Source organism: Gluconobacter potus (genome assembly GCF_015244705.1).
In the GTDB taxonomy this organism is placed as follows: Bacteria; Pseudomonadota; Alphaproteobacteria; order Acetobacterales; family Acetobacteraceae; genus Gluconobacter; species Gluconobacter potus.
The window spans coordinates 107394-132389 of sequence record NZ_JABCQF010000005.1; the positions used below are offsets into that span (position 1 = coordinate 107394).

At 62.3% G+C, this 24996-nt stretch carries 27 protein-coding genes and 2 tRNA genes; 16 read left to right on the forward strand and 13 right to left on the reverse strand.

Annotated elements, in window-relative coordinates; genetic code table 11:
• The first annotated feature begins 302 nt into the window (after positions 1 to 302).
• Positions 303 to 650: a hypothetical protein gene (locus tag HKD31_RS09680; RefSeq protein ID WP_062495208.1), complete on the forward strand. Its 348-nt coding sequence runs from the start codon at positions 303 to 305 to the stop codon at positions 648 to 650.
• Positions 651 to 707: 57 nt separating this feature from the next.
• Here the strand turns inward: HKD31_RS09680 and HKD31_RS09685 are convergent, their stop codons facing one another.
• Positions 708 to 2630, reverse strand: a complete 1923-nt coding sequence (locus tag HKD31_RS09685) for a S9 family peptidase (RefSeq protein ID WP_194264890.1) — start codon at positions 2628 to 2630, stop codon at positions 708 to 710.
• Between the two features lie 150 nt (positions 2631 to 2780).
• Here HKD31_RS09685 and HKD31_RS09690 point away from each other — a divergent pair, with 150 nt between their 5' ends.
• Together HKD31_RS09690 and HKD31_RS09695 are read left to right on the forward strand one after the other, a co-directional pair.
• Positions 2781 to 3380, forward strand: coding sequence for a DedA family protein (locus tag HKD31_RS09690; protein ID WP_194264942.1), 600 nt, complete (start codon positions 2781 to 2783; stop codon positions 3378 to 3380).
• A 23-nt stretch (positions 3381 to 3403) separates the two neighbouring features.
• Complete coding sequence (locus tag HKD31_RS09695; RefSeq protein WP_194264891.1) at positions 3404 to 4375, forward strand: SDR family oxidoreductase; 972 nt, start codon at positions 3404 to 3406, stop codon at positions 4373 to 4375.
• A gap of 101 nt (positions 4376 to 4476) precedes the next feature.
• Here HKD31_RS09695 and hemJ read toward each other — a convergent pair whose 3' ends face one another.
• From hemJ to hemE, 3 genes are read right to left on the reverse strand one after another with little or no spacing between them, the layout of a single operon-like run.
• The gene (gene hemJ, locus HKD31_RS09700; RefSeq protein ID WP_011252598.1) at positions 4477 to 4923 is read right to left on the reverse strand and encodes a protoporphyrinogen oxidase HemJ; all 447 of its coding nucleotides are present in this window, start codon (positions 4921 to 4923) and stop codon (positions 4477 to 4479) included.
• Positions 4920 to 5624: an HAD family hydrolase gene (locus HKD31_RS09705; protein ID WP_194264892.1), complete on the reverse strand. Its 705-nt coding sequence runs from the start codon at positions 5622 to 5624 to the stop codon at positions 4920 to 4922. The genes hemJ and HKD31_RS09705 overlap by 4 nt, the downstream gene beginning before the upstream one ends.
• Positions 5621 to 6682: a uroporphyrinogen decarboxylase gene (gene hemE / locus HKD31_RS09710; protein ID WP_194264893.1), complete on the reverse strand. Its 1062-nt coding sequence runs from the start codon at positions 6680 to 6682 to the stop codon at positions 5621 to 5623. Before hemE ends, HKD31_RS09705 begins: the two co-directional genes overlap by 4 nt.
• A 353-nt stretch (positions 6683 to 7035) precedes the next feature.
• Between hemE and HKD31_RS09715 the strand changes: the two genes are divergently transcribed.
• The 5 genes from HKD31_RS09715 to galE all read left to right on the forward strand — a co-directional run bounded on the left by HKD31_RS09715 (position 7036) and on the right by galE (position 10724).
• On the forward strand, positions 7036 to 7647 hold the full coding sequence (locus tag HKD31_RS09715; RefSeq protein ID WP_194264894.1) for a Maf family protein: 612 nt from the start codon (positions 7036 to 7038) through the stop codon (positions 7645 to 7647).
• A gap of 90 nt (positions 7648 to 7737) precedes the next feature.
• Positions 7738 to 7813: transfer RNA gene (locus HKD31_RS09720), tRNA-Ala, on the forward strand.
• Positions 7814 to 7939: 126 nt separating this feature from the next.
• On the forward strand, positions 7940 to 9094 hold the full coding sequence (locus HKD31_RS09725) for an AGE family epimerase/isomerase (RefSeq protein WP_228120458.1): 1155 nt from the start codon (positions 7940 to 7942) through the stop codon (positions 9092 to 9094).
• A 124-nt stretch (positions 9095 to 9218) separates the two neighbouring features.
• Positions 9219 to 9656 (forward strand): YjjA family protein, encoded by a 438-nt coding sequence (locus HKD31_RS16305; RefSeq protein ID WP_231100531.1) that lies wholly within the window; start codon positions 9219 to 9221, stop codon positions 9654 to 9656.
• A 78-nt stretch (positions 9657 to 9734) separates the two neighbouring features.
• Positions 9735 to 10724, forward strand: coding sequence for a UDP-glucose 4-epimerase GalE (gene galE / locus HKD31_RS09735; protein ID WP_194264895.1), 990 nt, complete (start codon positions 9735 to 9737; stop codon positions 10722 to 10724).
• Here the strand turns inward: galE and HKD31_RS09740 are convergent.
• Positions 10721 to 11224 (reverse strand): YbaK/EbsC family protein, encoded by a 504-nt coding sequence (locus HKD31_RS09740; RefSeq protein WP_370543919.1) that lies wholly within the window; start codon positions 11222 to 11224, stop codon positions 10721 to 10723. The two genes, galE and HKD31_RS09740, sit on opposite strands and share 4 nt — an antisense overlap.
• 80 nt (positions 11225 to 11304) lie before the next feature.
• Between HKD31_RS09740 and HKD31_RS09745 the strand changes: the two genes are divergently transcribed.
• From HKD31_RS09745 to HKD31_RS09760, 4 genes are all read left to right on the forward strand, one after another.
• Positions 11305 to 11712 (forward strand): lytic transglycosylase domain-containing protein, encoded by a 408-nt coding sequence (locus tag HKD31_RS09745; RefSeq protein WP_011252605.1) that lies wholly within the window; start codon positions 11305 to 11307, stop codon positions 11710 to 11712.
• A 73-nt stretch (positions 11713 to 11785) separates the two neighbouring features.
• A complete protein-coding gene (locus HKD31_RS09750; protein WP_228120461.1) occupies positions 11786 to 12673 on the forward strand; it encodes a metal ABC transporter solute-binding protein, Zn/Mn family in 888 nt (295 codons plus the stop codon).
• Entirely contained in the window at positions 12660 to 13349 is a 690-nt protein-coding gene (locus tag HKD31_RS09755; protein WP_194264897.1) for an ATP-binding cassette domain-containing protein, read from the forward strand. Before HKD31_RS09750 ends, HKD31_RS09755 begins: the two co-directional genes overlap by 14 nt.
• Positions 13336 to 14142, forward strand: coding sequence for a metal ABC transporter permease (locus HKD31_RS09760; protein ID WP_194264898.1), 807 nt, complete (start codon positions 13336 to 13338; stop codon positions 14140 to 14142). The genes HKD31_RS09755 and HKD31_RS09760 overlap by 14 nt, the downstream gene beginning before the upstream one ends.
• Here the strand turns inward: HKD31_RS09760 and HKD31_RS16260 are convergent.
• Positions 14129 to 14257 (reverse strand): hypothetical protein, encoded by a 129-nt coding sequence (locus HKD31_RS16260; RefSeq protein ID WP_255520127.1) that lies wholly within the window; start codon positions 14255 to 14257, stop codon positions 14129 to 14131. The two genes, HKD31_RS09760 and HKD31_RS16260, sit on opposite strands and share 14 nt — an antisense overlap.
• A 120-nt stretch (positions 14258 to 14377) precedes the next feature.
• Between HKD31_RS16260 and HKD31_RS09765 the strand changes: the two genes are divergently transcribed.
• Positions 14378 to 15862, forward strand: a complete 1485-nt coding sequence (locus HKD31_RS09765) for a sugar porter family MFS transporter (RefSeq protein WP_194264899.1) — start codon at positions 14378 to 14380, stop codon at positions 15860 to 15862.
• A 35-nt stretch (positions 15863 to 15897) separates the two neighbouring features.
• Positions 15898 to 16338 (forward strand): HIT family protein, encoded by a 441-nt coding sequence (locus HKD31_RS09770; protein WP_194264945.1) that lies wholly within the window; start codon positions 15898 to 15900, stop codon positions 16336 to 16338.
• On the opposite strand, the gene HKD31_RS09775 is transcribed toward HKD31_RS09770, so the two are convergent.
• The 5 genes from HKD31_RS09775 to rfbB all read right to left on the reverse strand — a co-directional run bounded on the left by HKD31_RS09775 (position 16330) and on the right by rfbB (position 20887).
• On the reverse strand, positions 16330 to 17268 hold the full coding sequence (locus tag HKD31_RS09775; protein WP_194264900.1) for a glycosyltransferase: 939 nt from the start codon (positions 17266 to 17268) through the stop codon (positions 16330 to 16332). The two genes, HKD31_RS09770 and HKD31_RS09775, sit on opposite strands and share 9 nt — an antisense overlap.
• Positions 17269 to 17379: 111 nt before the next feature.
• A complete protein-coding gene (rfbD, locus tag HKD31_RS09780) occupies positions 17380 to 18270 on the reverse strand; it encodes a dTDP-4-dehydrorhamnose reductase (RefSeq protein WP_228120485.1) in 891 nt (296 codons plus the stop codon).
• An 8-nt stretch (positions 18271 to 18278) separates the two neighbouring features.
• Positions 18279 to 18842: a dTDP-4-dehydrorhamnose 3,5-epimerase gene (gene rfbC / locus HKD31_RS09785; RefSeq protein WP_194264902.1), complete on the reverse strand. Its 564-nt coding sequence runs from the start codon at positions 18840 to 18842 to the stop codon at positions 18279 to 18281.
• A gap of 102 nt (positions 18843 to 18944) precedes the next feature.
• Positions 18945 to 19811, reverse strand: a complete 867-nt coding sequence (gene rfbA, locus HKD31_RS09790; protein WP_194264946.1) for a glucose-1-phosphate thymidylyltransferase RfbA — start codon at positions 19809 to 19811, stop codon at positions 18945 to 18947.
• A gap of 20 nt (positions 19812 to 19831) precedes the next feature.
• Complete coding sequence (rfbB, locus tag HKD31_RS09795) at positions 19832 to 20887, reverse strand: dTDP-glucose 4,6-dehydratase (RefSeq protein WP_194264903.1); 1056 nt, start codon at positions 20885 to 20887, stop codon at positions 19832 to 19834.
• 197 nt (positions 20888 to 21084) lie between these two features.
• Between rfbB and HKD31_RS09800 the strand changes: the two genes are divergently transcribed.
• Positions 21085 to 23133 (forward strand): hypothetical protein, encoded by a 2049-nt coding sequence (locus HKD31_RS09800; protein ID WP_194264904.1) that lies wholly within the window; start codon positions 21085 to 21087, stop codon positions 23131 to 23133.
• Positions 23130 to 23816 carry a histidine phosphatase family protein gene (locus tag HKD31_RS09805; protein ID WP_194264905.1) on the forward strand — a complete coding sequence of 229 codons (687 nt, stop codon included), beginning with the start codon at positions 23130 to 23132 and terminating at the stop codon, positions 23814 to 23816. The genes HKD31_RS09800 and HKD31_RS09805 overlap by 4 nt, the downstream gene beginning before the upstream one ends.
• 109 nt (positions 23817 to 23925) lie before the next feature.
• On the opposite strand, the gene HKD31_RS09810 is transcribed toward HKD31_RS09805, so the two are convergent.
• Positions 23926 to 24001: transfer RNA gene (locus HKD31_RS09810), tRNA-Lys, on the reverse strand.
• 118 nt (positions 24002 to 24119) lie between these two features.
• Positions 24120 to 24995, reverse strand: a complete 876-nt coding sequence (locus HKD31_RS09815; protein ID WP_194264906.1) for a ParB/RepB/Spo0J family partition protein — start codon at positions 24993 to 24995, stop codon at positions 24120 to 24122.
• Position 24996 lies beyond the last annotated feature (1 nt).

Below are 24996 nucleotides of genomic sequence, written 5' to 3' on the forward strand. Positions count from 1 at the left end.
TATGGAAATTCAAACCCGTTTCCGGAATGGCGAGTATTTTCTTTTATAACTGGTGATATATTTCATTATAACACATAATTATTTATATATAACACTTATAATGTGATTAACCCACACCAGATCCTGCTTTTGATGTGTTCTGGTCCAGTCGGCGAAATCGACTCTGGTGAAGCCGCCCGTTATAGAAGCGGCACTCTTCAATGCTGTTTTCAGGGGAACGGTCTGTGCAGTGCGAATGGCGTAGGTCTTACGACAGGCTGGTTCCGATGCTCATCAAGGAGCATTTCGGGGATCCGGGGGTCATGACCCGGCAGTTTCCCTACATGAAATCGAATTTTCTCTGGAAAGGGGATGATTTCATCCTCACGCCGGAGGCACTCGCCAATCCGAAGAACAAGTATCATGGGCTTGAGCGGCTGGCGCTGGAGCATCATGCGGCCGGAGACTGGCGGCTGGCCGGGGAATACTGGCTGATCGCGGCGGGGTGGCGCCGGAACCTGATGGATCCCGAGAACGAGCGGCATGTGGAAGCGCTGCAGTTCGCGCTGCGTCATGTTGAATATGATCGCGCGCTGGCAGAGTGGAAAAAGAAGAAGCTCGGCCGGAATGCGATGCCTTATCCCAGCCAGTTCGGGCTTTCGGACGACTGATTTTCCGGGGCTATGCAGGGACGCCCGCCCCTGCGTCATGAAGAACCAGTCTGAAAATTATTGACCGAAAACCTTTTGATAGAAGGCGAGTTCTCTTTGCAGGGCGTCTTCTATGGTGTCGCGGGCGCGGAAGCCGTGGGCTTCCTCCGGATAGACGTGCAGGGCGGAATGTTCGAGTTTTGTGCGCATGGATTCCGCCTGTGAGAGGGGGACGACCCTGTCTGCGCCGCCGTGCAGGAACAGGACGGGAACGGTAATTCCCTCGGCCTGCGTGATGGGAGAACGTTTCAGATACACGGCCTCGTCTTCGGGGTATGGGCCGATCAGGCCGTCCAGATAGCGGGCTTCAAACTTGTGCGTTTCTTCGGCGAGGGCGCGCAGATCGGTGACGCCGTAGAGGGAGGTTCCGGCCGCAAAGAGGTCTGACTGGGCCAAGGCGCTGAGAACGGTCAGGCCGCCGGCGCTGCTGCCACGGATGACGCAGCGGGCGGGATCGGCAAGACCGCGGTCGAGCACGGCCTGCACGCCAGCGAGGCAGTCTTCGATGTCTGCGACGCCCCACTGACCGTCCAAGGCTTCGCGATAGGCGCGGCCGAAGCCGGTTGAGCCGCGGTAATTAACGTCGAGGACGGCAAAACCGCGCGACGTCCACCACTGCACCTTGAAAGCGAAGGACGGGTTGGCACGGCCGGTCGGGCCGCCATGGGCCATGACGACGAGCGGTGGTTTTTCGCCATCCTGCAACGCGCTGGTGCTGCTGGCGGGAGCGTAGAAAAGCGCGTGGGCTTCGGCGCCGTTGGCGGTCGGGAAGGTCAGTGGGGTGGGGGTTGCGATATCGGCTTTCGTGACACCGTGCGGGAGCGTGACGCTGGTGCGGAAGCGGTCACAGGGCTCGCCGGGACGGTCGACGGCGATGGCGGCGGGCGCGTCGGACGGGGCGTCGATCCAGGCGAAGCGTCCGTCTTCGAGAGGTTCAGGGACGTTGACGGGGCTGCCGAGCGCAAGCTCGGTCCAGCGGCCGTTGTCTTCCAGCAGGACGTGGTTGAGGCCGTGGCGGATGCCGAGGGCCAGCAGTCTGTTTCCGCGCAGCGGAGCCATGGTGCGTTGACCGAAGACCCAGTGCGGCAGGCCGATTTCGGCGTTGGCGCCATCGAGGCTGTGCGAGTGCCAGCCTGTGGTGTCATGGGAAAAGCGGATAGGAGTCCAGCGGCCTGAGGCGTCGGACGTGGCGTAGAGCGTGCCATCGGGGGACCAGCAGGGTTCGATGATGCTGCATTGTTCCGGGCCGGTCAGGTCAGTGACGGGGCCGAGTGTGCCGGTTGTGCGGTCGAAGGGTGCGACGGAGAGGGTTGTGACGGTCCAGGGCATGGCGGGATCGTTCCAGCTGAACCAGGCGAGGAAACGTCCGTCGGATGAGGGGCGGGGGGCGGCGTAGAAATCCGCGCCTTCGGCCAGCACGGTTTCGCGGCCGTCGGGCTGAATATGGACGAGGGTCGCGACGGGCGTGCCTTCGCCATAGCTTTCTCGCACGCAGAAGACGGCATTGGAGACAGGGTCGAAGGTCAGGTCGGCGTAGCGGTGTTCGGGGTTTTCGCCCGCCTGCGCCCATTGCGTGGCGGTGATGCCGTCGCTGAACCAGAGTCCGCCGAGTTTGCGGTCGCTGAAGACGACCTGCGGGGTGCCGTCTTTCAGGCGGACATCCCAGGCCCCGCCGCCATATTCGTGGACGCGGGTGCCGACCGAATATCCGGGCGGGATCAGGTCGCGGATCTGGTCTTCGGGGTCGCGGGCGGTGATGACGGAGCGGCCCTGTTCATCCGGGCGGCTTTCGAGCCAGACGATCCAGTTTCCAGCCGTGCGCAGTTCGGAGAAGGACAGGGTGCGGCCGGCCACGAGTTCGGGCGTGACCCAGGACGGCCAATTTCCGGAGGCGGAGGCGGGAGCGCGGGGGGAAACTGTGGGGGAAGGCGATGTCGTCATTTTTCATCCTGTCTCCGATGACGTAGTATCGTAACCGGCGGCCTTCCTTTCCGCCACAGCTTGAACGGGACCAGGACACTGTTTCACCTCAGTCATTTTCTCGACCACATGCTGGTGCATTACGGCTACGGCGTCGTGGGCGTCATTGTCATGTTCGAGAGCATGGGCCTTCCCCTTCCGGCGGAAAGCGTCATCATCGCAGCCTCGCTCTATGCGGGCAGTACCCATCATCTGGAAATCCGCTGGATCGCTCTGGCCGCCGTGCTTGGCGCCATCATGGGCGACAATATCGGGTATCTGATCGGCCATCACTTCGGTTACAGCATTCTGAAAAAGCACGGCCACAAGGTCGGCATGACGGAAGAGCGGCTGATGCTGGGGCGGTATCTGTTCCGCAAGCATGGCGGGATCGTCGTGTTTCTCGGACGCTTCATCGCAGTGCTGCGCGTGTTTGTGGCGCTGCTGGCCGGAGCGAACCGGATGCCCTGGCATTCGTTTCTGTTCTTCAATGCGATGGGCGGCATCTGCTGGGCGGGAGGCTATGCCTTCGTGACCTATGAACTGGGCCGGCAGATCGAGAAGATTTCGGGGCCCGTGGGTGTGGTCATGGCCATTCTGGGGGTGAGCTGTCTGATCGGGGGGCTCATCTTTCTCAAGAAGAACGAGAAGCGCCTGACGGATGAAGCCCTCAAGGAAGCCGAAGCGGATGAAAAACGCGACGAGGCCCACGCAGAGACGAAACCGAGCTGACCCACACTGGAAGGACAGACCCGATGACACAGACCGCCACACCCGCATGGTCCACGGATTCCCTTGAGCGTCTGGATGGGAAGACGGCACTCATCACCGGATCAACGGGGGGTCTGGGCTTCGAGGTTGCCTGCGGGCTGGCAAAGCAGGGCGCCGCGATCCTTCTGAGCGGGCGCAATCATGACAAGGGGCAGGCGGCTCTGGCGCGGCTGCATGAGCGGGTGCCGTTCGTGAAGGCACGGTTCGAGCTGCTGGATCTGGCGTCACTGGCCGGGATCGAGGCCTTTGCGTCTGCCATGCGCAGCCGGGGCGAGCCGATCCATCTTCTGGCGAACAATGCCGGGGTCATGGGGCCGGCTACGCGGCTGACGACGAAGGACGGGTTCGAGCTTCAGTTCGGGACCAATCATCTCGGGCATTTTGCACTGACGGGGCGGCTGCTGCCTCTGCTGGCGGCGGGAAGTGCGACGGTCATGACGGTGGCGTCTCTGGCGGCACTGAAGGGAGAAATCCCGTTCGGTGATCTGAACGCGCGGCATTCGTATAATCCGATGGTGCGTTACCGGCAGAGCAAGCTGTGCAATCTGCTGTTTGCGCTGGAGCTGAACCGCCGGGCGCTCAAGGCGCCCTGGCCCATCCATTCGCGGGCCGCGCATCCGGGCTGGGCGGCGAGCGATATCGTGGCCAATAACGGCAGTCTGGATCAGTCCGCCAACAAGGCGGCGCGGTTCATGCGGGGGCTGGCGCGGCGTGTGGCCGGGCCGGTGTTTCACGCCATGGGCCAGACGGTCGAAGAAGGCGCCTGGCCGCTGCTTTATGCGCTGGCCAGTCCGGAAGCGCGTGACGGCGGCTATTACGGGCCGCAGGGTCCGGGAGAGCGCCGGGGCGTGCCAGGGATTGCTGGATTGCCTGCTCTGGCGCATGATCCGGAGTTGGCATCACGTCTGTGGACCGTCTCCGAACAGATGACGGGCGTGAAATACGGCCTACTCTGAGACAAATAAAAGTTTTTGGGTGTCGCCTTTTTTCAAAAAGGTGACGTTCCTTGAAGCTTTTTGGAAAAAGCTTCACCAAAAACTTTTATTCGGGATCTTTCTCAGGGGCGGACGATGATCATGATGACGATGATCATCATCAGGATCGTGGGGACCTCGTTGGCGATCCGGTAGAACTTTTCCGGGTGCTGGTTACGGTCTTCGGCGAAGGCGCGACGCCAGGCCCCGCAGGCCCCGTGGAAACCGGCGAGCCCCAGGACGCAGATCAGCTTTGTCCACCACCAGCCGGCATTCCAGTCGATCAGGCCGGGAATGGAGGCCAGCGCGCCGCCGGCGAGGAAGGTCACGATCATGGCCGGGGTCATGATCTGGCGCAGGAGCTTGCGCTCCATGACCTTGAACCGCTCGCTCTCGGCAGAGCCCGGTACCACTTGGCAGTGATAGACATACAGGCGCGGCAGATAGAACGTCCCGGCCATCCAGGCGATGAACGCCATGATGTGCAGGGACAGGATCCAGCTCTGATAGGTCGCGAGAAAGTCGGTCATGCGTGTTTCTGGCTTTCCAGCGTCCGGCGGAGCAGCGGTACCAGCTCGTCCAGATGCGTGATGCGGACGGAGCCTTTGACGGGCCAGAACGGGGGCAGGGGCACATCCTCGGGGCGAAGAAGCACACAGGCCATGCCGGCCTTCCAGGCCGCTTCCGCACCGGTATTACTGTCTTCGATGACGACACAGTTTTCTGGCAGGACACCCTCGGCCTTTGCGGCGTACAGATAGACGTCCGGAGCAGGTTTGGGGCAGCCCATGTCATTGGCGGAATGAATGCGGTTTTCGGGGAAATACTGCGACATTCCGGTGCGATCGAACTTGGCTTCCATCTCCCGGACGGAAGAATTGGAGCCAACGCGAACCGGCATTCCCAAAGCCCGAACGCCTGCCAGCATTTCGAGCGCTCCGCTTACGGGTTCTGCGCTTTTTCGCATCATCTGTACGAGATTTTCGCGCAGTCTGAATGCCGTTTCGTCTGGCAGGGAATGCCCAAGTTCCTGCTCGAGTTCCATCACGATCTGCGGCAGGGCCTTGCCTGCAAAACGCTTATGCGCCTCGTCATCCGAAATGGACAGCCCCTTGGAGCGGGCGAATTCCGCCGTGGCCCGGCAGGACGGGCCTTCGCTGTCCACGAGAACGCCATCGCAGTCGAAAATGACCAGTTTCAGCTGGCCTGCCGGGTCCAGGGCGGTTGTCATACCGAGCGTACCGCCTCGACGAGGGCCGCCACGTTTTCAGGTGGCGTATGCTGCATGACGCCGTGTCCGAGGTTGAAAACATGCGGTTTTCCGCGCATCGCGTCCCGGATGGCTTGGGCTTCGCGGATCATTGTCTCGCCGCCGGAGAACAGGATCATCGGATCCATGTTGCCCTGAAGCGTCAGGCCGGGGCGGACTTCGGAGACCAGCTCGGAGATCTGGACCGGGTCGGCGACGGTGTCGAGAGCGAGCGTGTTGACGCCGGTTTTCTGCGCATATTCGCGGACCATGATGCCGCCGAGACGCGGGAAACCGATGATCGGGGTTTTGGGATGCCGGGCGCGGATGTACTCGACGATCTGGCGCGTCGGCTCGATCACGTAGCGGCGGAAAGCGGAAGGCGGCAGGATTCCGGCCCAGGAATCGAACAGCATCACGGCTTCCGCACCGGCTTCGATCTGGCCGCAGAGCATTTCGGCGGTACTCGAGGTCAGGGTATCGATCAGGCGATCGAACAGGGCCGGGTTGGTCTGCATCATGCGGCGGGTTTCGGCGAAATCCCGCGATCCGCCGCCCTCAACCATGTAGCAGGACACCGTGAACGGACTGCCTGCGAAGCCCAGAAGCGTGGTGACGTCCGGAAGCTCTTTTGTGAGGCGGGACAAGGTCTCCCGCACGGGTGCGACGGCGTCCTGTACGCGCTTCGGGTCCAGTCTGGCGAGGTCGGCTTCGGAGCGGATGGCACCGAGCACGGGGCCGCGTCCGTCAATGAATTCAAGGGACTGACCCATGGCCCAGGGCAAGATCAGGATGTCGGAAAACAGGATGGCGCCGTCCATGCCGTAGCGGCGGATCGGCTGGATCGTCAGCTCGGTGGCCATGTCCGGGGTCATGCACCGGGTCAGGAAGTCGGCCCTGTCCCGCATGGCGCGGAATTCGGGGAGATATCGGCCTGCCTGACGCATGAGCCAGACCGGAGGCGGCCAGATGGCTTCACCACGGAGGGCCCGCAGAAGCGGTTTCGACGAGGGTGAGGAAGGTGCGTTTTCCGAAATCATGCCGCCCACTAATCATAAAAGAAAAAAGAAAGAAATGCTGGAGGTTAAGATGATCCCTGTGGATACCGGGGTACCCGGCTTTCTGAAAATGTACCCCGTCTTACTCACACTGTGTACAACTCCGGAAGCCGCACTTTGCAAGGGAGTCGTTGATTCAATCCCGAATTGCCCACAGAGAGCCTGTGTACAACCCCCAGTTCCGGCTGGTGTACCGTACAATCCACGGTACTCGGTACTCCTTTCGCAAGGGCAGGTACTATCCCCATGTACCCCAGTACTGACGCAATCTCTTCACCGGGTGATCCGCAGTACTCGTCCCTGTTCCAACAGTCGATAGTACGGAGTCGTACTTCATGATGTCTTTCAGTACTTCCCTCATTCTTGCCAGCGGCTCTTCAGCCCGGCGCATGCTGCTCGAAAATGCGGGTCTCGCCGTGCAGGCCAGACCGGTCGATCTCGACGAGGAGGCGCTGCGGCGATCCTGCGAAGAGCAGGGGCATACGTTTTCCCAAACGGCCATCGCGCTGGCAGATGCGAAAGCCAATCTTGCGACGCGGGATGTGGGCTTTGATGAACTGACGGTCGCGGCAGACCAGATCCTTGATCTGGACGGGGTGGCGTTTGCCAAGCCGGGGTCTGTGGCCGAGGCGGCGGAGCATCTGCGCCGGTTGCGGGGGCGGACGCATGTCCTGCGCACGGCTGTCGTTCTCTATAAGGGGGGCGAGAAGGTCTGGGAGCATCTGGCGTCGCCGCGGCTGACGATGCGGGATTTCTCTGACGACTTTCTGAAGGCCTATCTGGAGCGGGAAGGGCCGGCGATCCTGTCCTGTGTGGGGGCGTATCGGCTTGAAGGCCCGGGGATACAGCTTTTTTCGGCTGTCGAGGGCGCTCAGGATGCCGTGATGGGTCTGCCGCTGTTGCCACTCCTGGAGGAACTGCGGGAACTGAAGGTCCTTGCGGCCTAAAAAATCTGTTTTTCAGGCTTGTCAGGGCGAAATCATGACGATATACCGCCCTCATCCGGCCCCGTCCCAAAGGGGCCGCTTGAAACATGTGGGGCCATAGCTCAGTTGGGAGAGCGCCTGAATGGCATTCAGGAGGTCGTCGGTTCGATCCCGATTGGCTCCACCAGTTTCCCTTTTTCCTGAAAATCTGGATTTTCTGTTTCAGCTCCGCCGTAGCAGCTCGCGATCTGTTGACGCGGGCGTTCAGCTCTCATACGGCAGTCGGATGCTGACCGGAACGCGACACGCCCCCTTGCCCACCTTCATGGATGCTGACCAGCGGGCGCTGTGGAGCGACTGGCTCACGCGTACGGTGCTGCCGGCATGGAGCGGCGTCGGGTTTGATCGCGGGCGGCGCCTTTATCATGAGCGACTGACATTTTCCGGAGAACCGCTGGTTCTGCCCGCCTCGCGCCTGATGGTGCAGGCGCGGCAGATCTCGACATTCTGTCGGGCTGCGCTGGACGGGCTGCATGACGCTTCGGCGCAGGCGCTGGCATGTCTGGAAGAAGTCGAGCGGCTTTACCGGCACCGGGACGGGCAGGCGGGATGGATCTTTTCCGTGGCGCCTGACGGGTCGCCGGTCGGGACGCAGCGCGATCTTTATGCGCATGCCTTCATTCTCTTTGCTTATGGCTGGGCTTACCGGTTGAGCGGCAACCCGGATTTCCTCGCGGTGGCGCGGCAGACGGTTGTGGAGCTTCACCAGATCTTCGCGGCGGAGCATGGCGGGTTTCTGGATGAAGTGTCGCTGACGGCACCGGGGGTTACGGGAGCTGTGCGGCATCAGAACCCGCACATGCATCTGCTTGAGGCGTTTCTGGTGCTGTTCGAGGTATCGGGAGACAGCTTTTATCTGGATGAGGCGACGGCTCTGGTGCGTCTGGCGCTGGAGCGGCTGATCCAGCCGGGGTCCGGAGTGTTGCCCGAGGAGTTCGGGCCGGACTGGCGGCCTGTGGCGGCTGCGGGGGAAAACCGGGCGGAGCCGGGGCATCTGTTCGAATGGTCCTGGCTGCTGGGGGATTATCTGCGTCTGAATCCTGGGGCGCAGGACGCCGGGGCGATCCGGCAGGCTGCGGATGGGCTGTTCGCGTTCGGGATGCGTCATGGAGTGATGTCGGGGGTGCAGGGACCCGCAGTGCGGGATGCCATTGCGGATGATGGACGCTCCCTGGAAAACGCGACGCGGATCTGGCCGCAGACCGAGCTGTGCCGCCTGCTGGTCTGCCGAAACGAGAGGCCGGAGATCCTGCGGGGCCTGACGGAGCATTTCTTCGGGACGTTCATCCCCGACAGCACGCGTGCTGTGTGGATCGACCGGTTTGATGCATCCGGAAAGGCGAGCGTTTCGGACGTGCCAGCCAGTTCACTTTATCATATCTATGGCGCGGCGCGGGAGTTCTGCTGAAGCGGCAAGGGTGGACCTGCTGTCCAGCTATGTTAGCGTGACCCCGGGTCGGTATGATTCTGGCAGCGACGGTTTCCGACTTCTGGCAGGTGCTGCCCTGAACGTTCTCTGAAGGAGAAATACGGTGCGTTACTCAAACGGTATTTTCGCGGTTCTTGCGGCAGCTGGCCTTGTCGTGTCTTCGGCTCATGCCCAGTCCATCCCGGGCGTTGGCAGCGCGGGCAATGCCATGAGCGGCATGTCGGGCATGAGTGGCATGACGGGTGGCACCGGCATGATGAGCAGCATGCTTCCGAACATTTCTTCCGCCAGCACGGGCAATGTCGCCGGTGTTCTGAGTTACTGTGTGCAGAACAATTATCTGAGCGGCAGCGGCGCGACCTCGGCCCTGAGCAGCCTGACCGGCAAGCAGGGCGTGACGTCGTCCAGCGACTATACGGCCGGTCAGCAGGGGCAGCTTCTGACGGGGGGCAGCAACGCGTTCTCGCTGTCGAGCCTGAAGGGGCAGATGAAGCAGAAAATGTGCAACATGGTTCTCAGCCGCGCGAAGAATCTTCTTTGATCTGAATGGGATGTTCCGGTCTGTCGTGGTTCTGACGGGGCAGGCTGGAATATTTCCGGGAAAAGGACAGCTGGATCAGTGAAGTATCTCGTGACGGGTGGCGCCGGGTTTGTCGGCAGTCATCTGGCGCAGGCTCTGGTGGATGCCGGGCATGACGTTGTCGTTCTGGACAATCTGAGCACGGGTCATCGTGCTGCCGTGCCGCAGGGTGCGGAATTCCTGCATGTTGATCTGGCGGATGTGGAAGCGACGGACCGCGCGGTGTCGTCAGGGCGGTGGGATGCGGTGCTGCATTTTGCGGCTCTCTCGATCGTTGGCGAGAGCATGCGGCAGCCTTTCCTGTATCTGAGACATAATTACATCACGTCCCTGAACCTGATCGAGGCCTGCACGCGGCATGGCGTGACGCGTTTTGTCTTTCCATCGACAGCGGCGCTGTTTGGTGGCGAAGAGCAGATGCCGCTTATTTCGGCTGAAGCTCCGATTGATCCGGGATCGCCTTATGGCGAGAGCAAGTATCTGATCGAGCGGGCCCTTGTGTGGGCGGACCGGATCTGCGGCATGAAGAGTGCGTGTCTGCGGTATTTCAACGCGGCGGGTGCGGATGCGCAGGGACGTCTTGGGGAGGATCACCGGCCGGAGACGCATCTGATTCCGCTGACGATTGATGCTGCTCTTGGGCGTCGTCCCGGGCTGAAGCTGTTCGGAAACGATTATCCGACGCGTGATGGCACCTGTGTGCGCGATTATATCCATGTGGCCGATCTTGCCGATGCGCATATCCGGGTCATGAGCCAGCTCGATCAGCGGTCTGTGACCTATAATCTGGGCAATGGGCTGGGTTTTACCAATCTGGAAGTTGTCCAGAGTGTCGAGCGTGTCAGTGGCCGGAAGGTGCCCTGGGAATGGGCGCCACGACGTGGAGGCGATCCGGCCGTTCTGGTGGCGGATTCTACCGAGATCCGTCGGGAAACGGGGTGGGACCCGCGTTTCAGCCGTCTCGATGATATCGTCGAGACGGCCCTGCGCTGGCGTGTGGACCATCCGGACGGGTATGGCGCCGCTTAAAGCGGTTTGACCAGATCGGCCGTGATGCCGTTCGTCGCGGTCAGGGCGTCTTCTGGGGAAAGTGCGATCAGCAGGCCCTGGTTTCCGCCGTTGATGACGACGGGTGGGCCGTCCATGCCGCATTGCTCGAAGGCGGTGGGGACGGTGCTGCGCTGGCCGAAGGGGCTGACACCGCCGATGCGGTAGCCGGTGCGCTGTTCGGCGTCGGGGCGCGACAGCATCTTGGCTTTGCGGCCTCCGAAAGCCTGCGCCACGCGGGCGAAATCCAGTTCGCGGTCCGCGGGCAGCACGACGCAGGCGGGTCGTCCGTCGATCTGGACCATCAGTGTCTTGAGGACGTGGTCCGGCGACAGGCCGAGTGCTGCTGCGGCGGCCACGCCGAGTTTTCCCGCCGAGGGATCGTAGTCATAGACATGGCGTTCATAGGAAATGCCGAGCGCGTCCAGTGTCAGGGTCGCGGATGTGTCCTGCACGCTTGTCCTCCTGTCCTGTGCGGTCATCGTGAGGTGTTCAGGATGGCAGGCGCGGGCGTCCGATGCTAGGGTCAGGACCATGATTCAACAGCGTTTCGTCCGCAACCATGGCTGCTAGTCTGCTGGCCTGCATGCTGGCTTCGGCCCTGCATTACCGGCTGCCGCCGCGCATCCTGCCTGCGATCCAGCGGGTCGAGGGCGGAACGATGGGGCATGTCAGCACGAATACGGACGGGTCGGTTGATATCGGGCTCATGCAGATCAATTCGCGCTGGATTTTGCCCATTGCGTCCATGATTCATCAGCCGGTGCCGCAGGTTGCGGCGCGACTGGCGCTTGATCCGTGTTTCAACATCGCGGCGGCGGCCATGATCCTGCGCAGGGCGCTGGATGACGAGCATGGCAATCTGATGAAGGCCATCGGGGATTATCATTCCCGGACGCTGCCGCTCAATCTGGATTATCAGCGTAAGGTGGTGGCCGCGGCGGCGGCGCTCTATCTGCGTCAGGGGTGAGGGGCTCTGGTGAGGTGGTCAGGCGGGATGTGTTACTTTATAACGCTACACCCATGACGCTTTCCCGAGGAAAATGATGCGCTGTTTCCTGGCTTTTCTGCTGGCTGGCCTGATACTGGGCAGCCTTGGGAGCGGTTTGGCCGCTGCTCAGGCCGGGCCTTCCCGAACTCCGGTATCCGTCGTGTGTGCGGAAGCGGCGTGGTGCGATGTGGCGGCGCAGATCGGTGGGGCAGATGTTCAGACCCATGCCCTTCTCGCGACACCGGGGATTGATCCGCATGACCTGACGCCGTCGCCTTCCATGGCGCGGGCCATGGCGGGGGCGACGATCGCGGTGGTGAACGGCGCGACCTATGATGACTGGGCGCTGCCGTTTGCGGCGTCCGTGCCCGGAAAGATCGTGGTGGCGGGGATTGCCGGATGGCAGCCCGGCGATAATCCGCATCTTTTTCTTGATCCTGAAGCGGTAGGAAAAGTCGCGCATGTTTTTGCGGACATGCTGGCGCATCAGCCGGGGATTTCGGCATCGGATGTGGACGCGCGGCTGGGGGCGTTCCTGAAGGAACTCGACGGTGTGAAAGCCCGTCTGGCCGCGATGAAGGCGCGTCATGAGTCCGTGCCTGTGGCGGCCGTCGAGCCGGTTGGGGAGACGCTGCTCCGGGATGCGGGGCTGGATGTCGTGGATGAGAGTTTTGCGCTGGCGATCATGAACCATGCGGAGCCGTCGCCCCGGGATGTGGCGCAGGTTGATACGCTGGTTGACGGGCGCAAGGTGCGGATGCTGATTACCAATCCGGCCATTCATTCCCCGCAGATCGACCGGCTGGTGGATCGGGCGCAGGCGGTGGGGCTGCCGGTCGTGGCGATTGGCGAGACGCTGCCGCCGGGTCAGTCCTGGCAGGGCTGGGTTCATGGCATTCTTCAGACGGTGGATCAGGCGATGGGTGATGGTGGACGCTAAAAGAGTCTGCTGTCAGCCGGAACGCGGGCTGGTCCTGCGGGATGTGACGCTCACCGCGGGATCGACCTGCGTGTTGCGCGATGCCTCGCTGACGGTGCCGCTTTCGGGGATGACGCTTCTGTCCGGGCGCAACGGGGCCGGGAAGTCCACGCTGCTGCGGGCGATGCTGGGGCTGATTCCGCTTCAGGGCGGTGAGATCCTCACCCATGGTCTGCCACCGGCGCAGGCGCGGCAGCATATCGGTTACATGCCGCAGAGTGTGACGGATGCGGCGCTGCTGCTTCCGGCAGTCAGTCATGTGCGGGCGGCGGTGGACGGGTTGCGCTGGGGGCTGCCGCTGCGTCTGCGGCCACGGCGTGAGGAAGCGGACCGGCTTCTGGCGCTGACGGGGGCTTCGGCGTTTGCGCATCGTCCGCTCGGGCTGTTGTCCGGAGGGGAGCGGCAGCGGGTGGGTCTGGCGCAGGCTCTGGCGGGAAAGCCGGATCTGCTGCTGCTGGATGAGCCTCTGGCGGCGCTCGATCAGGCGGGGCAGGAGCAGACGGTGCGGCTGCTGATGGATCTGACGGAGCGTCTGGGGATCGGGATTGTCCTGACGTCGCATGAGACGGAAGCGCTGGCCGGGGCCGTGACGCGCGTTGTGCAGCTTGCGGACGGGGAGCTGCATGTTCGAGTTTGATTTCATGCGCCATGCCTTTGTGGGCGCGGCGGTCGTGTCGGTTCTGGCGGGGACGGTTGGCTGGTTCCTGATGCTGCGGCGTCAGGCGTTTGCCGCCCATGCGCTGTCCCATATCGGGTTCAGCGGGGCGGCCGGGGCGGTGTGGCTCGGCTTTCCGCCGCTGTCGGGGATGGTGGTGTTCAGTCTGATGGCCGGGTTTGCCATCGGGGCCGAGCGCGAAGGGGAGCGCGGTGTTCCGGCCCAGCGCGACAGCACGATCGGGCTTGTTCTGGCGGCCAGTCTGGGGCTTGGGGCTTGGTTCCTGCATATGAGCAACCGGGGTTCCAGCCTCGCGACGACGCTTCTGTTCGGCGATGTGCTCGGGATCGACATGCGGACGCTGGAGGCGCTGTGCGGCGTGGCCGTGCTGTGTCTGGGGCTGCTGGCGTTTCTGGGGCGGCGGCTGCTGTTTGCCAGTCTGGCGCCGGAAGTGGCGCGGGCGCGGGGTGTGCCGGCGCGGCTGGTCTCGGTCGTGTTCATGGCCGTGGCGGCGCTGGCCTGTGCGGCCTGTGCGGAAGTGGCCGGGGCGCTTCTGGCGTTCAGTCTGATGATCGGGCCGGCTGCGACGGCGCTAAAGCTCGGGCTGGGGCCGCTGGCCGGGATTGCGCTTTCGGTCGGGCTGGCGCTGGGGCTGTCATGGGGCGGGCTGATGCTGTCCTGGGTGACGGACGCGCCCGTGCCGTTCTGGATCGGGCTTGGAGCCGCCCTGTCCTACGCGCTGGCCGATCTGTGGCGGCGGTTCAGAAGTCTGTAAGGCCGGACAGCCTGAAATGGATCAGCATGATGAATGCGACCAGCATCACATGCATGATGATCAGCGCTTTCGTGCCGATAACCGGAACATCATTGGTTGTGTCAGGTGTCTGCATAAGGCGTATCCTGACGGTCTTCGGGTGTCATAGTCAATCCTGATCGTGTTTTCGGACCAATTTGTGGCGGTTTTCTGCCGGGCCTGAAAAACCATTCGTTTTGTGATATGTTATCTCACTATGGAAAACGATACGAAAACAGTCCGAACCGGACGGGATCACATCGATCCCGCGTCCATCGAAGTTTCTCCAAACGCCAAGCTGATGCTGATTCTGGCCGCTGTGGTCGCCGCGATCTGCGGTGGTCTCTATGGCTATGACACGGGCATCATCTCCGGCACGCTGCCGCTGATCGGCGATGATTTCCGCCTGGGTGCCACCATGAAGGAAAGTGTCGCGTCCGCCATTCTGCTGGGGGCGATTTTCGGTGCTTTTGTTGCTGGCGGTCTGTCGGAAAAATACGGACGGCGGAACACCACCTGCATGGTGAGTGGTCTGTTCGTGGCTGGGGCGACGGCCTGTTCGCTGGCGCCGGATGTGTGGAGCCTGATCGCTTCGCGCTTCGTGTTGGGGCTGGCAGTTGGGGGTTCGACGCAGGTCGTGCCGATGTATATTTCCGAGCTGGCGCCGCAGGAGCGTCGTGGCACGCTGGTCACGATGTTCAACGTGGCCATCGGTCTGGGCATTCTGATCGCCAACATCATCGGCTTTACGGAGCGTGTGAACTGGGGCTGGCGGCCGATGGTCGGTGTTGCGGCCATTCCGGCGGCCATCGTGTTCGTCTCGATGTTCTTCATGCCCAAGAGCCCGCGCTGGGCTGCTGAGAACGAGGGCATGAAGAGTGCCATCATCCAGCTCGGCCGGATCCGCACGACCAAGCGGGCCATCCGCCGCGAGGTGCAGACCATCCGCGAGAATGCGGAAGGGATCGATCCTAAAAACCGTGGCTGGCGCGGTCTGTTCCAGCCCTGGGTTCGCCCGGCGCTCGTGGCCGCCCTTGGCGTTGCGTTCTTCACGCAGTGCGGCGGTCTGGAAATGATGATCTACTATACGCCGACCTTCCTGAACGATGCAGGCTTTGGCACGTCGTCCGCGCTTCTGGCGTCGCTGGGTGTGGCGGTGATCTACTGCATCATGACGTTCCTGGGCTGCATGTTCGTGGACCGGATCGGTCGTCGTCGCCTGATGCTCATCATGGGACCGGGTGCGGCTCTGTCGCTGGTCGGGCTTGGCGTGATGTTCCTGAGCCATCCGGCTCCGGGCAGCGTGGGCGCCTACATGATTGTCGTGTTTCTGCTGCTGTTCATGATGTTCAATTCCGGCGGAATCCAGGTCTGCGGCTGGCTGCTGGGGGCCGAGATGTTCCCGCTGTCGATGCGTGGACAGGCGACATCGCTGCATGCCGCGACGCTGTGGGGGGCCGATCTGCTGGTGACCAGCACGGCGCTGAGCATGGCTGAAGCCATCGGGCTGAGCTGGACGATGTGGTTCTATGCGTTCGTGAACCTGGCATCCGTGGTCTTCGTGTTCTTCTTCGTGCCGGAAACGGCTGGTGCGTCGCTTGAGGACATCGAAGAGGCGCTGATTGAAAAGCGCTTCCGTCCGACGCCGGGAAATACCCGGATCGTGCAGAGCGATGACGGGGACGCCGAAGCCGCTGCATGATACGCTTTCCCCTTCATGCAGAAGGGGAACTGACCATGACGGATGTTATCGCACAAAGGGTTGCTGCCGCACGGTGTGGCAGCAACCCTTCTGTTATCGGGCGTATGAAATCGGGCTGGCTGGTGATTGGTCAGACGCAGCCTCTGCCGGGCTATTGCCAGCTTCTGGCCGATCCGGTCGTGCCGACGATCAATGATCTTCAGGGCGAGGCTCGCACGCAGTATCTCGCGGATATGGCGGCGGTCGGGGATGCGCTGCTGGCCGTCACCGATGCGGTGCGGATCAATTACGAGACCTGGTGCAATCTGGCGCCGTCCCTGCACACCCATATCGTTCCGCGCTATGCCTCCGAAGATCCTGAAAAAGCCACGCGCCCGGCGGGGACGGTCTATGACTACGACGCAGCGCGGCCGTTCAGTCTGGAGCAGGACGGCCCGTTCATGGAGGCCATGCGGCGTTATCTGGATCTAGCGTGAGAGCAGATACCAGATCCGGAAGACGGTGGTTTCGGAGAACCGCTGTCGCCGGAGGGACGGATATCTGAAAAGCGTGTGCAGTCGGGCGCGGAATGTGCGGGCGGCTGCGATGTCCGTCAGCAGGCGCCGGGCCGGAGCGGACAGGTTTTCCGGACGGTTCAGCAGATGCGTCACGTTGGAGTGGAAGATCGTCATGAAGACCTTCGGGCCGCGGCGGCAGGCGGCCCAGGCGCGTCTGATGAAGGAACCGGTTGCACCAACGGTGTTGTGGGCGTGCTGCCGGTAGTAGCTGACGCAGCGGTTGTCGAAGATGACCTCTCCGCCGGCCGCGGCTGTCAGGAGATAGGCCCACCAGTCATGCAGGACCGAAGGCGGGGGCGGCGTGTTCCGCATCAGGCTGTGGGTTGCGGCGTTCAGCAGGATGGTGTGGCCGGTGGCGATGTTCTGCGTCAGGGAAGCCGGAAAATCGGGTCTGCGGCGCAGGGGGGCGGATTCCTGGAAAATGACGAGATCCGCGTCTGTCAGATACTGCCGGGCGCAATACAGGGTCGGCTTTTCGGCCGGGCGACGGCTGACGGCATCGAGGGCCCATTCCACCTTCTGCGGTTCCCAGATGTCGTCCTGATCGGCGAAGGCGACATAGGTCGTGTCGGGGATGGCGTCGAGCAGATGCGCGTAGGAACCTGCGACGCCCAGGCGGCCGTGGCGGGTCGTGATTTCGACGCAGCGGCCCTTTCCGGGGCCTTCGGCAAAGGCGCGCATCCGGTCGCGTGAAAGATCGGTCGAGGCGTCATCGCGCCAGTAGAGCGTCCAGTCAGGATGGGTCTGGGCCAGGATGCTGGCAAGCTGGGCGTCCAGATAGGTTTCGCCATTGTAGAGCGACAGGAGAATGGCGACCTGACGGGAAGATTCGGCCCTTTTCTGTGTCATGTTTCGGCACCTGGGCATGAGGCCGAAAGAAAGGAAAAGGGAATCATTCGGACGCAACGGCAGAGAATGTGATGGTCGGTTGCCCTCCCGCCGGGAGAGGGCAACAGGCGGTCAGGCTTCAGAAAACAGCTTGTGGACGATACGCGTCACGCTGTGGCGCCAGTCTGGCATTTTTACGCCGAAAACGCGATGCAGCTTTGAATTGTCCATCCGGGAGTCCTGCGGGCGTTTGGCCGGGGTAGGCCAGTCCTCGGTTCTGATGGCGTTGACCTGCGGCATGGTCTGGCCATGCTTTGCGGCTTCTTCCAGCGCGGCGACGGCCAAGCCGTGCCATGTGGTCTCACCCGTTCCGCTGGCGTGGAAAATGCCGCGATATTCTGGCTTCCAGCCATCGCGCTCGATCAGGGCGATGATGGCAAGAATAGCTTCGGCCAGATCGTCCGAACTGGTCGGGTTGCCTTTCTGGTCGCCGACGACCTTGAGCACGGGGTTTTTGGCGCCCGCATTGATCATGGTGCGCACGAAGTTCTTGCCGTGGGCCGAATAGACCCAGGACGTGCGCAGGATGATGCTCTTGATGTTGGCGGTCAGGACGGCCTGCTCGCCTTCGGCCTTGGTGCTGCCATAGACCGTCTCGGGAGAGGTGGCGTCCTCTTCGGTATAGGGCGAGCCCTTGTCACCGGAGAAGACATAGTCCGTCGAGACGTGGATGAACGGGATGTCCGCCTCGGCGCAGGCTGCGGCCAGCGCTGCCGGGCCGGAATTATTGGCGCGTTCGGCGCCATCCTTCTCGGTTTCGGCCAGATCGACGGCCGTCCAGGCGGCTGCGTTCATGACGACTGACGGCTTGTACTTTTCGACCGTGGCGGCAATGGTTTCCGGGCGGTCGAAATCGAATTCCGGACGGCCGACGCGGATGATGCGCTCATTGCCGAGATTCTGAAGGGACGTCGCAAGCTGGCCGTTGCCGCCCGTGACGAGAATGGGACCTGTGCTGGACATCGTCATGCTCACTTTTCGTACGAGAACCAGCCCTTGGCTTCTGCAAAATGCGGTGCGACCTTGTCCTTGTCGGACAGGATGGCGTCAGCTTCGGAAACGGGCCAGTCGATCTTCAGTTCCGGGCAGTTCCAGATGACGGCGCGTTCGGAGACCTTGCTGTAGAGCGAGGTGCATTTGTACTGCACTTCGGTGTTCTCTTCGAGCGTGACAAAACCGTGCAGGAAGCCGGGCGGAATCCAGAGCTGGGACCAGTTTTCGGCGGAGAGTTCGGCGGCGCACCATTTGCCATAGGTCGGCGAGCCCGTGCGGGCGTCGACGGCCACGTCCCAGATGGCGCCCCGCGTGACGCGTACGAGCTTGCCCTGCTCGTAAGGCGCAAGCTGGCAGTGCAGGCCGCGAACGACGCCTTTCTGCCGCGACAGGCTCTGGTTGTCCTGAACGAAAGGCAGGTCGATACCGGCTTCGCCCATGCGCTCCACATTGTAGGTTTCGGAGAAGAAGCCGCGATTGTCACCAAAACGGGGAGGCGTGACGAGAATGACCTCTGGAATGGAAAGACGTTCGACTTTCATGCTCTGAAAATCCCTGTTTTGAAGATGGGGTCGTGAAAATTGGTCACGAAAAAACGGCTCCGGCTGCAAAAAGATGCAGGAAACCGGAACCGTATGAAGAAATCAGCTGTCGGCCAGTTCCCGCAGCAGGCGACCGAGTTCGGTCTTGCCCATTTCCTTTGCGTGTTCGCGGAGCTGGTCGGCGGTGATGAATTTGTTGCGGAATGCGACTTCGGCGGGGGAGCCAACCAGCATGCCCTGACGGGACTGGATGGTCTGTACGAAGGTTCCGGCCTGCATCAGGCTGTCGGGCATGCCGGCATCGAGCCAGGCACAGCCGCGGCCCAGACGGTCCACCTGAAGAGTGCCTTCTTCGAGATACATGCGGTTGAGGTCGGTGATTTCCAGCTCGCCGCGGGCGCTGGGCTTCACCTTCTTGGCGAAGTCCACGACGCGGTTGTCGTAGAAATACAGGCCCGTGATGGCCCAGTGGGATTCCGGATGGGTCGGCTTTTCCTCGACCTTCAGGGCCCGGCCGCTCTCGTCAAAGGAGACCACGCCGTAACGCTCGGGATCGCGGACCTGATAGGCGAAGACCGTGGCACCCTGCGGACGGTTCGACGCGGCACGCAGAAGAACGCCCAGATGTTCGGAGAAGATCAGGTTGTCGCCCAGCGCCAGGGCACAGGGAGCACCCTGGATCCAGTCTTCGGCGATCAGGAACGCCTGCGCCAGGCCGTCCGGCGACGGCTGGACGCGGTATTCAAAGGTGACGCCGAACTGGGAGCCATCGCCCAGCAGGCGCTGGAACTGTGGCATGTCATGCGGGGTTGTGATGATCATGATGTCCCGGATTCCCGCCAGCATCAGCGTGGAAAGGGGATAGTAGATCATCGGCTTGTCATAGACCGGCAGGAGCTGCTTGGAGGCTGCCATCGTCATCGGATACAGGCGTGTGCCCGAACCGCCGGCGAGGATGATGCCCTTCATGGGCTTTGTCTCGATGGTGCTCACGTGTTTGCTCCCAGTCTCTGGCCGGTGTAGCGCTTGGAGCGGATTCCTTCCCACCAGGCGCGGTTGTCGAGATACCACTGAACGGTCTTGCGGATGCCGCTTTCGAAATCGTGCTTCGCTTTCCAGTCGAGTTCCTTCTCGGCGTGGGACGGGTCGATCTCATAGCGGAAATCATGGCCGGGGCGGTCGGTCACAAAGCGGATCAGGCGCTCGCGCGGGCCGGCAGGGTCGGGCTGAAGTTCGTCGAGGACGGCGCAGATCTTCTTGACGACTTCAAGATTGGTGCGCGGCTGGCGGGCGCCGATGGCGTAGGTTTCGCCCGGCTTGCCGATTTCGACAGCTTTGACCAGTGCCTCGGCATGATCTTCGACGAACAGCCAGTCGCGGACGTTCTCGCCCTTGCCGTAAACCGGAAGTTCGCGGCCTTCGATGGCGTTGATGGTCACAAGCGGGATCAGCTTCTCGAGGAAGTGCCAGATGCCGTAATTGTTGGTGGTGTTGGTGACTGAGGTCGGCAGGCCGTAGGTGTGGAACCAGGCGCGGACCAGATGGTCGGACGACGCCTTGGAGGCCGAATACGGGCTGCGCGGATCGTAGGGGGTGGTTTCCGTGAACGGCGGGTCATTCGGCTCCAGATGACCGAAGACCTCGTCCGTGGAAATGTGATGGAAGCGGAAGGCCTTCTTTTCGGCGTCTCCCAGCGAGTTCCAGTATTTCCGGGCAGCTTCGAGCAGGGAATACGTGCCGACGATGTTTGTCTGGATGAAGACTCCGGGGCCGTCGATCGAGCGGTCCACATGGCTTTCCGCTGCGAGATGCATGACGGCGTCCGGGCGGTATTCCTCGAACAGGCGCTGCATTTCCACGCCGTTCACGATGTTCGCGCGGGCATGGGAATACCGGGGGTCGTCTGCGACTTCGTTGACCGTGTCTTCCGATGCTGCATAAGTCATGCAGTCAACGTTCAGAACCGAATGTTCGGTGTTCCGGATCAGATGGCGTACAACGGCCGATCCGATGAAACCACAGCCGCCTGTCAGCAGAATCCGCATTTGAACCTCATGATATTAGATCAGGGCCTGAACCCTGGTAGAGTAATTTTATCTTACAGCGTTGTTGAAACAGCGCAAATAACGCCGGTACGTTTCTTGACACGCCGGACAGGTGACATTGGGAAATGCTTTCACCTCTCGCGCTGTCCGCATTGATGGGCTAATCCCACAGTCGTGCGGAGGCAGGAGAGGCAGGTATGCTGGCTGATACTTTGACACGCTCCCTGACGGATGTTCTGGAGCGGCCCGATCTTCGGGTGATTGCGGATGGGCTGGTTCCGATCCTGGATGTGTCACTGTCCCTGCCTTTCAGGATCGAGGGAGCACTCGAACCGGGGCAGCCTTTCTGCCTGCAGACGGCCACGCTCAAGCTGGGCGGTCCGTGTCTTGAGGCACCGCGTCTGGCGCCGACTTTCCTGCGGCATGCCATCGAGTTGATGAGGTTGCTGGAGCCGGGCGCCAATCCGTATCTGGCCAGCTTTGCTGCAGCGCGTGTGGCGGCGTTGTTCCATGCGCTCGATACGGGTGATGTGGCACCGCTTCCGGCCTGGCTTGCCGTGTTCAGTGAGGATGTACCGGAGGCATCGGCTCTTATGCAGAGCTGGGAGACGCTGAGTGCATTTCTGCCGGATGTGCCGCCGTTCACGCCGCATGAGGCCGAGCGGCTGGAGCGGGTTCTGACCCGCCTGTGGTCTGTTCTGGCGCCTGCCGAGAGCCTGATGAGCGGTGGCGGAGATTCCCGGCTTGCCGTTGATCCGCATACCGGGCTGAACCGGTATTCAAGTTCTCATCGTCCGCGTCCCTGGGCAATCACTTTTGGGTCATCCACCGCATCTTCGCTGTCCGAGCGTGGTTTCGGGGGAGCGGAAGCCGCCCGACGCGGCATGATGAGTGCACTTCTGGCCAAGCAGGACCCGGATCTGGTGCAGGCGGGCGTTGTGCGCCGGGCCCGCGAGGCGATCGGGGCGCATTACGGTCTGCCGGAAGATGCGGTTCTGCTGTCCGCGTCCGGCACGGATTGCGAACTGGCGGTTTTGGCGCTTGTTGCCGCCGGGACGGAACGGCCCGTGACGTCCATTCTCCTCGCGCCGGATGAGACGGGCAGCGGGGTTCCGCTTGCGGCCTGTGGACGGCATTTCGCGACGGACAGCGCCTGTTCCACGCTCGTGGGCAAGGGCGAAGTGATCGAAGGATTTTCGCCCGAGACGCGGCTGATTGGTGTCGATATCCGCGCGGCTGACGGAACGGCGCGTCCGGTGGCCGAGATCAACGCGCAATGTGCGGAACTCGTGCGGCAGGAAGTGGCGGCGGGGCGGCATGTGCTGCTGCACCGGCTGGACCAGTCCAAGACCGGACTTGCGGCGCCGGACATGGATCTTGTCTGGGAATTGTGTACGGAGCTGGGCGATCAGCTCAGCGTTGTTGTTGATGTCTGTCAGGCGCGGCTGAGCCCGTCGCGTGTGGCGGAATGGGTGGAGCGGGGGATCATCGTCATGATAACCGGCTCCAAATTCTTTACGGGCCCACCTTTCTGTGGGGCCATTCTTCTTCCTCCCGCAATCCGCACCCGTTTGCCGTCCCTGTCGCTTCCCAAAGGGCTCCGCGCATATGGCAATCGGGACGAATGGCCGGAAGGCGCGGATGCGTCAGCCCTCAATAACGGGCACAATATTGGTCTGGCGCTGCGCTGGTATGCGGCTCTGGCGGAAATGGATGCGCTGTTTGCGCTGCCCGATCCTGTCATTCGTGGACGTCTGACCCGGTTCATGACGGAAGCCGTGGCCATGGTTAAGGCCCGTCCGGCGCTGACCATGCTACCGATGGGCACGCCTTTTGATGATGGCCGCTGGGACGCGGTGCCGACCATTCTGCCATTTCTGGTTGATGATCCCCATGCGCCGGGCCGGCCGCTGGCGCTGGAAGACGCGCGGCGGCTGCATCGCTGGCTGAATGCGGATCTGTCGCCCTGGGTATCGGAAGGGGAGGGTAGTCTGCTCTGTGTGCTGGGGCAGCCCGTGCCGGTGCCGCATCCGCTGGTGGACGGGCCGGCCGGAGCGCTGCGTCTGTGTGCTGGGGCGCGGCTTGTGTCCGGTGAGCCTTCCCACGAAGGGCTGGACGAGGAGCGCCGGCTTCAGCGCGAATGCATGGACGCGCGCCGGGTGCTTGGAAAACTGGAGCTGATCCTGAAGCACTGGGATGTTCTGCTGGACGCGAACCCTGTCCCCCGTTACGCCCCGTTGTCATGACCCAGACAGACAAAGCGGTCCCGCACGGGCATTTTCTCGATACGCCGGAACTGCCGAAGGGCGTCACCCGGTTCTGGTTGATCCGTCACGCGGTCGTGGAAGCCAGTGCACGCAAGACGATGTATGGGGCGCTCGACGTGCCGCTGTGCCGTGAGGCAATGGCGAGCCAGCAGGGTGGTTATGCCACGCTGGCACGCCGTCTGCCGAAGGATGCGCTGTGGTACAGTTCACCGTTGCAGCGGGCGCAGGATACTGCGGCTGAGATTCGCAAGGCCGGCGCGTTTTCGCAGGATGTGACGATTGATGGACGCTTCATTGAGCAGTCGATCGGGAAGTGGCATGGCACGCCGCATGGTGAGTTTATGTCCCTGCTGCGTCTGCCGCCCAATCCGTTCTGGTCCATTTCCGCCTGTGAGCTTCCGCCGGGCGGTGAGAGCATGCTGGATGTCTGCGCGCGCGTAGGGCACGGGCTTGAGGACCTGGCGAATGCGCATGAAGGGCAGGATATGGTTGTCGTTAGCCATGGGGGCGCCATTCGTGCGGCTTTGGCGCATGCGCTGAGCGTTCATCCTGATACGGCGCTGCGCTTTTCGATCCAGAACCTGTCCATCACCATTCTGGAGCGCATCGACTGCCTGTGGCGCGTCGTGACGGTCAACGAACTGCCTGATTTCCGGGGCTGAAAGTTGGGGCAGTCTCTGGATTTCAGGGGCTGCTTGGAAACACGAAAAGACCCGTAACGGGCTTTGGTCGGTCAGTATGAAATTTTTGGGAAACAACCGGAGACGGGCATGGTGGGCACACAAGGGCTCGAACCTTGGACCCGCTGATTAAGAGTCAGCTGCTCTACCAACTGAGCTATGTGCCCATGGCCCGTCTACCGGTGGAGCGGCTTATAGCGGGATTTTGCCCCGGGCTGCAAGGGGTTTTTCATCTTTTCGTGCGGTTTAGTGCTGAAAAAATGAAAAACCTTTTATTTCAATGGTTTACCTGCGGTTGAGCAGGCGCATGACGCTCTCGAACTGCTCCAGGGACGTGTAATCGATCTTCAGGGAGCCACCTTTTTTTCCATTGTAGGAAATATGGACTTTTAGTCCGAGGCGGGAGGAGAGGTCGTTTTCGATCTGCAGGATTTCTGCGTCTCGCGCCTTTTTGGCCGGGGTCGTGGTCTCTTTGCCGCTGGTGAGGGCTTCTGTCTGACGCACGTTGAGGCCACGGGCGATGACGATCTTGGCTGCGGCGATCGGATCGGGGTGGGTCAGCAGGGCACGGGCGTGACCGGCCGTGAGTTCACCGTTGCGGACGTAGGCGCGGACTTCCGGCGGCAGGTTGAGCAGGCGCATGGTGTTGGTGATGTGCGGGCGCGATTTGCCCACGGCACCGGCCAGCTCTTCCTGCGTCAGGGTGTAGTCCGTGACCAGACGGTGCAGGCCCTCGGCTTCTTCGATCGGGTTGAGGTCTGCGCGCTGGAGGTTCTCGACCAGGGCTGCGGCCATCGCGTCCGTGTCATCCAGTTCGCGGATATGGACGGGGACGCTGTGCAGGCCTGCGAGCTGTGAGGCGCGCCAGCGGCGTTCGCCGGCGATAATCTGGTAATGGCCCGGCTTTTCCGGATCAGGACGGACGAGCAGCGGCTGCAGGACGCCGCGGGAGCGGATGGAATCGGCCAGTTCGGACAGGCGCTCGGGGTTCATGTCCTGTCGCGGCTGGAAGGGGCTCGGGGCCAGAACATCCACCGGCAGGGACGAAAGCTGCTGCGGCTGGGCGTTCGCACGCGTGGCGCGGGCGAGCTGCGGCGCCTGATCGCCCAGAAGAGCCGCGAGGCCGCGTCCAAGCCGCGGAGAACTGTCCTTTTTGGCCATC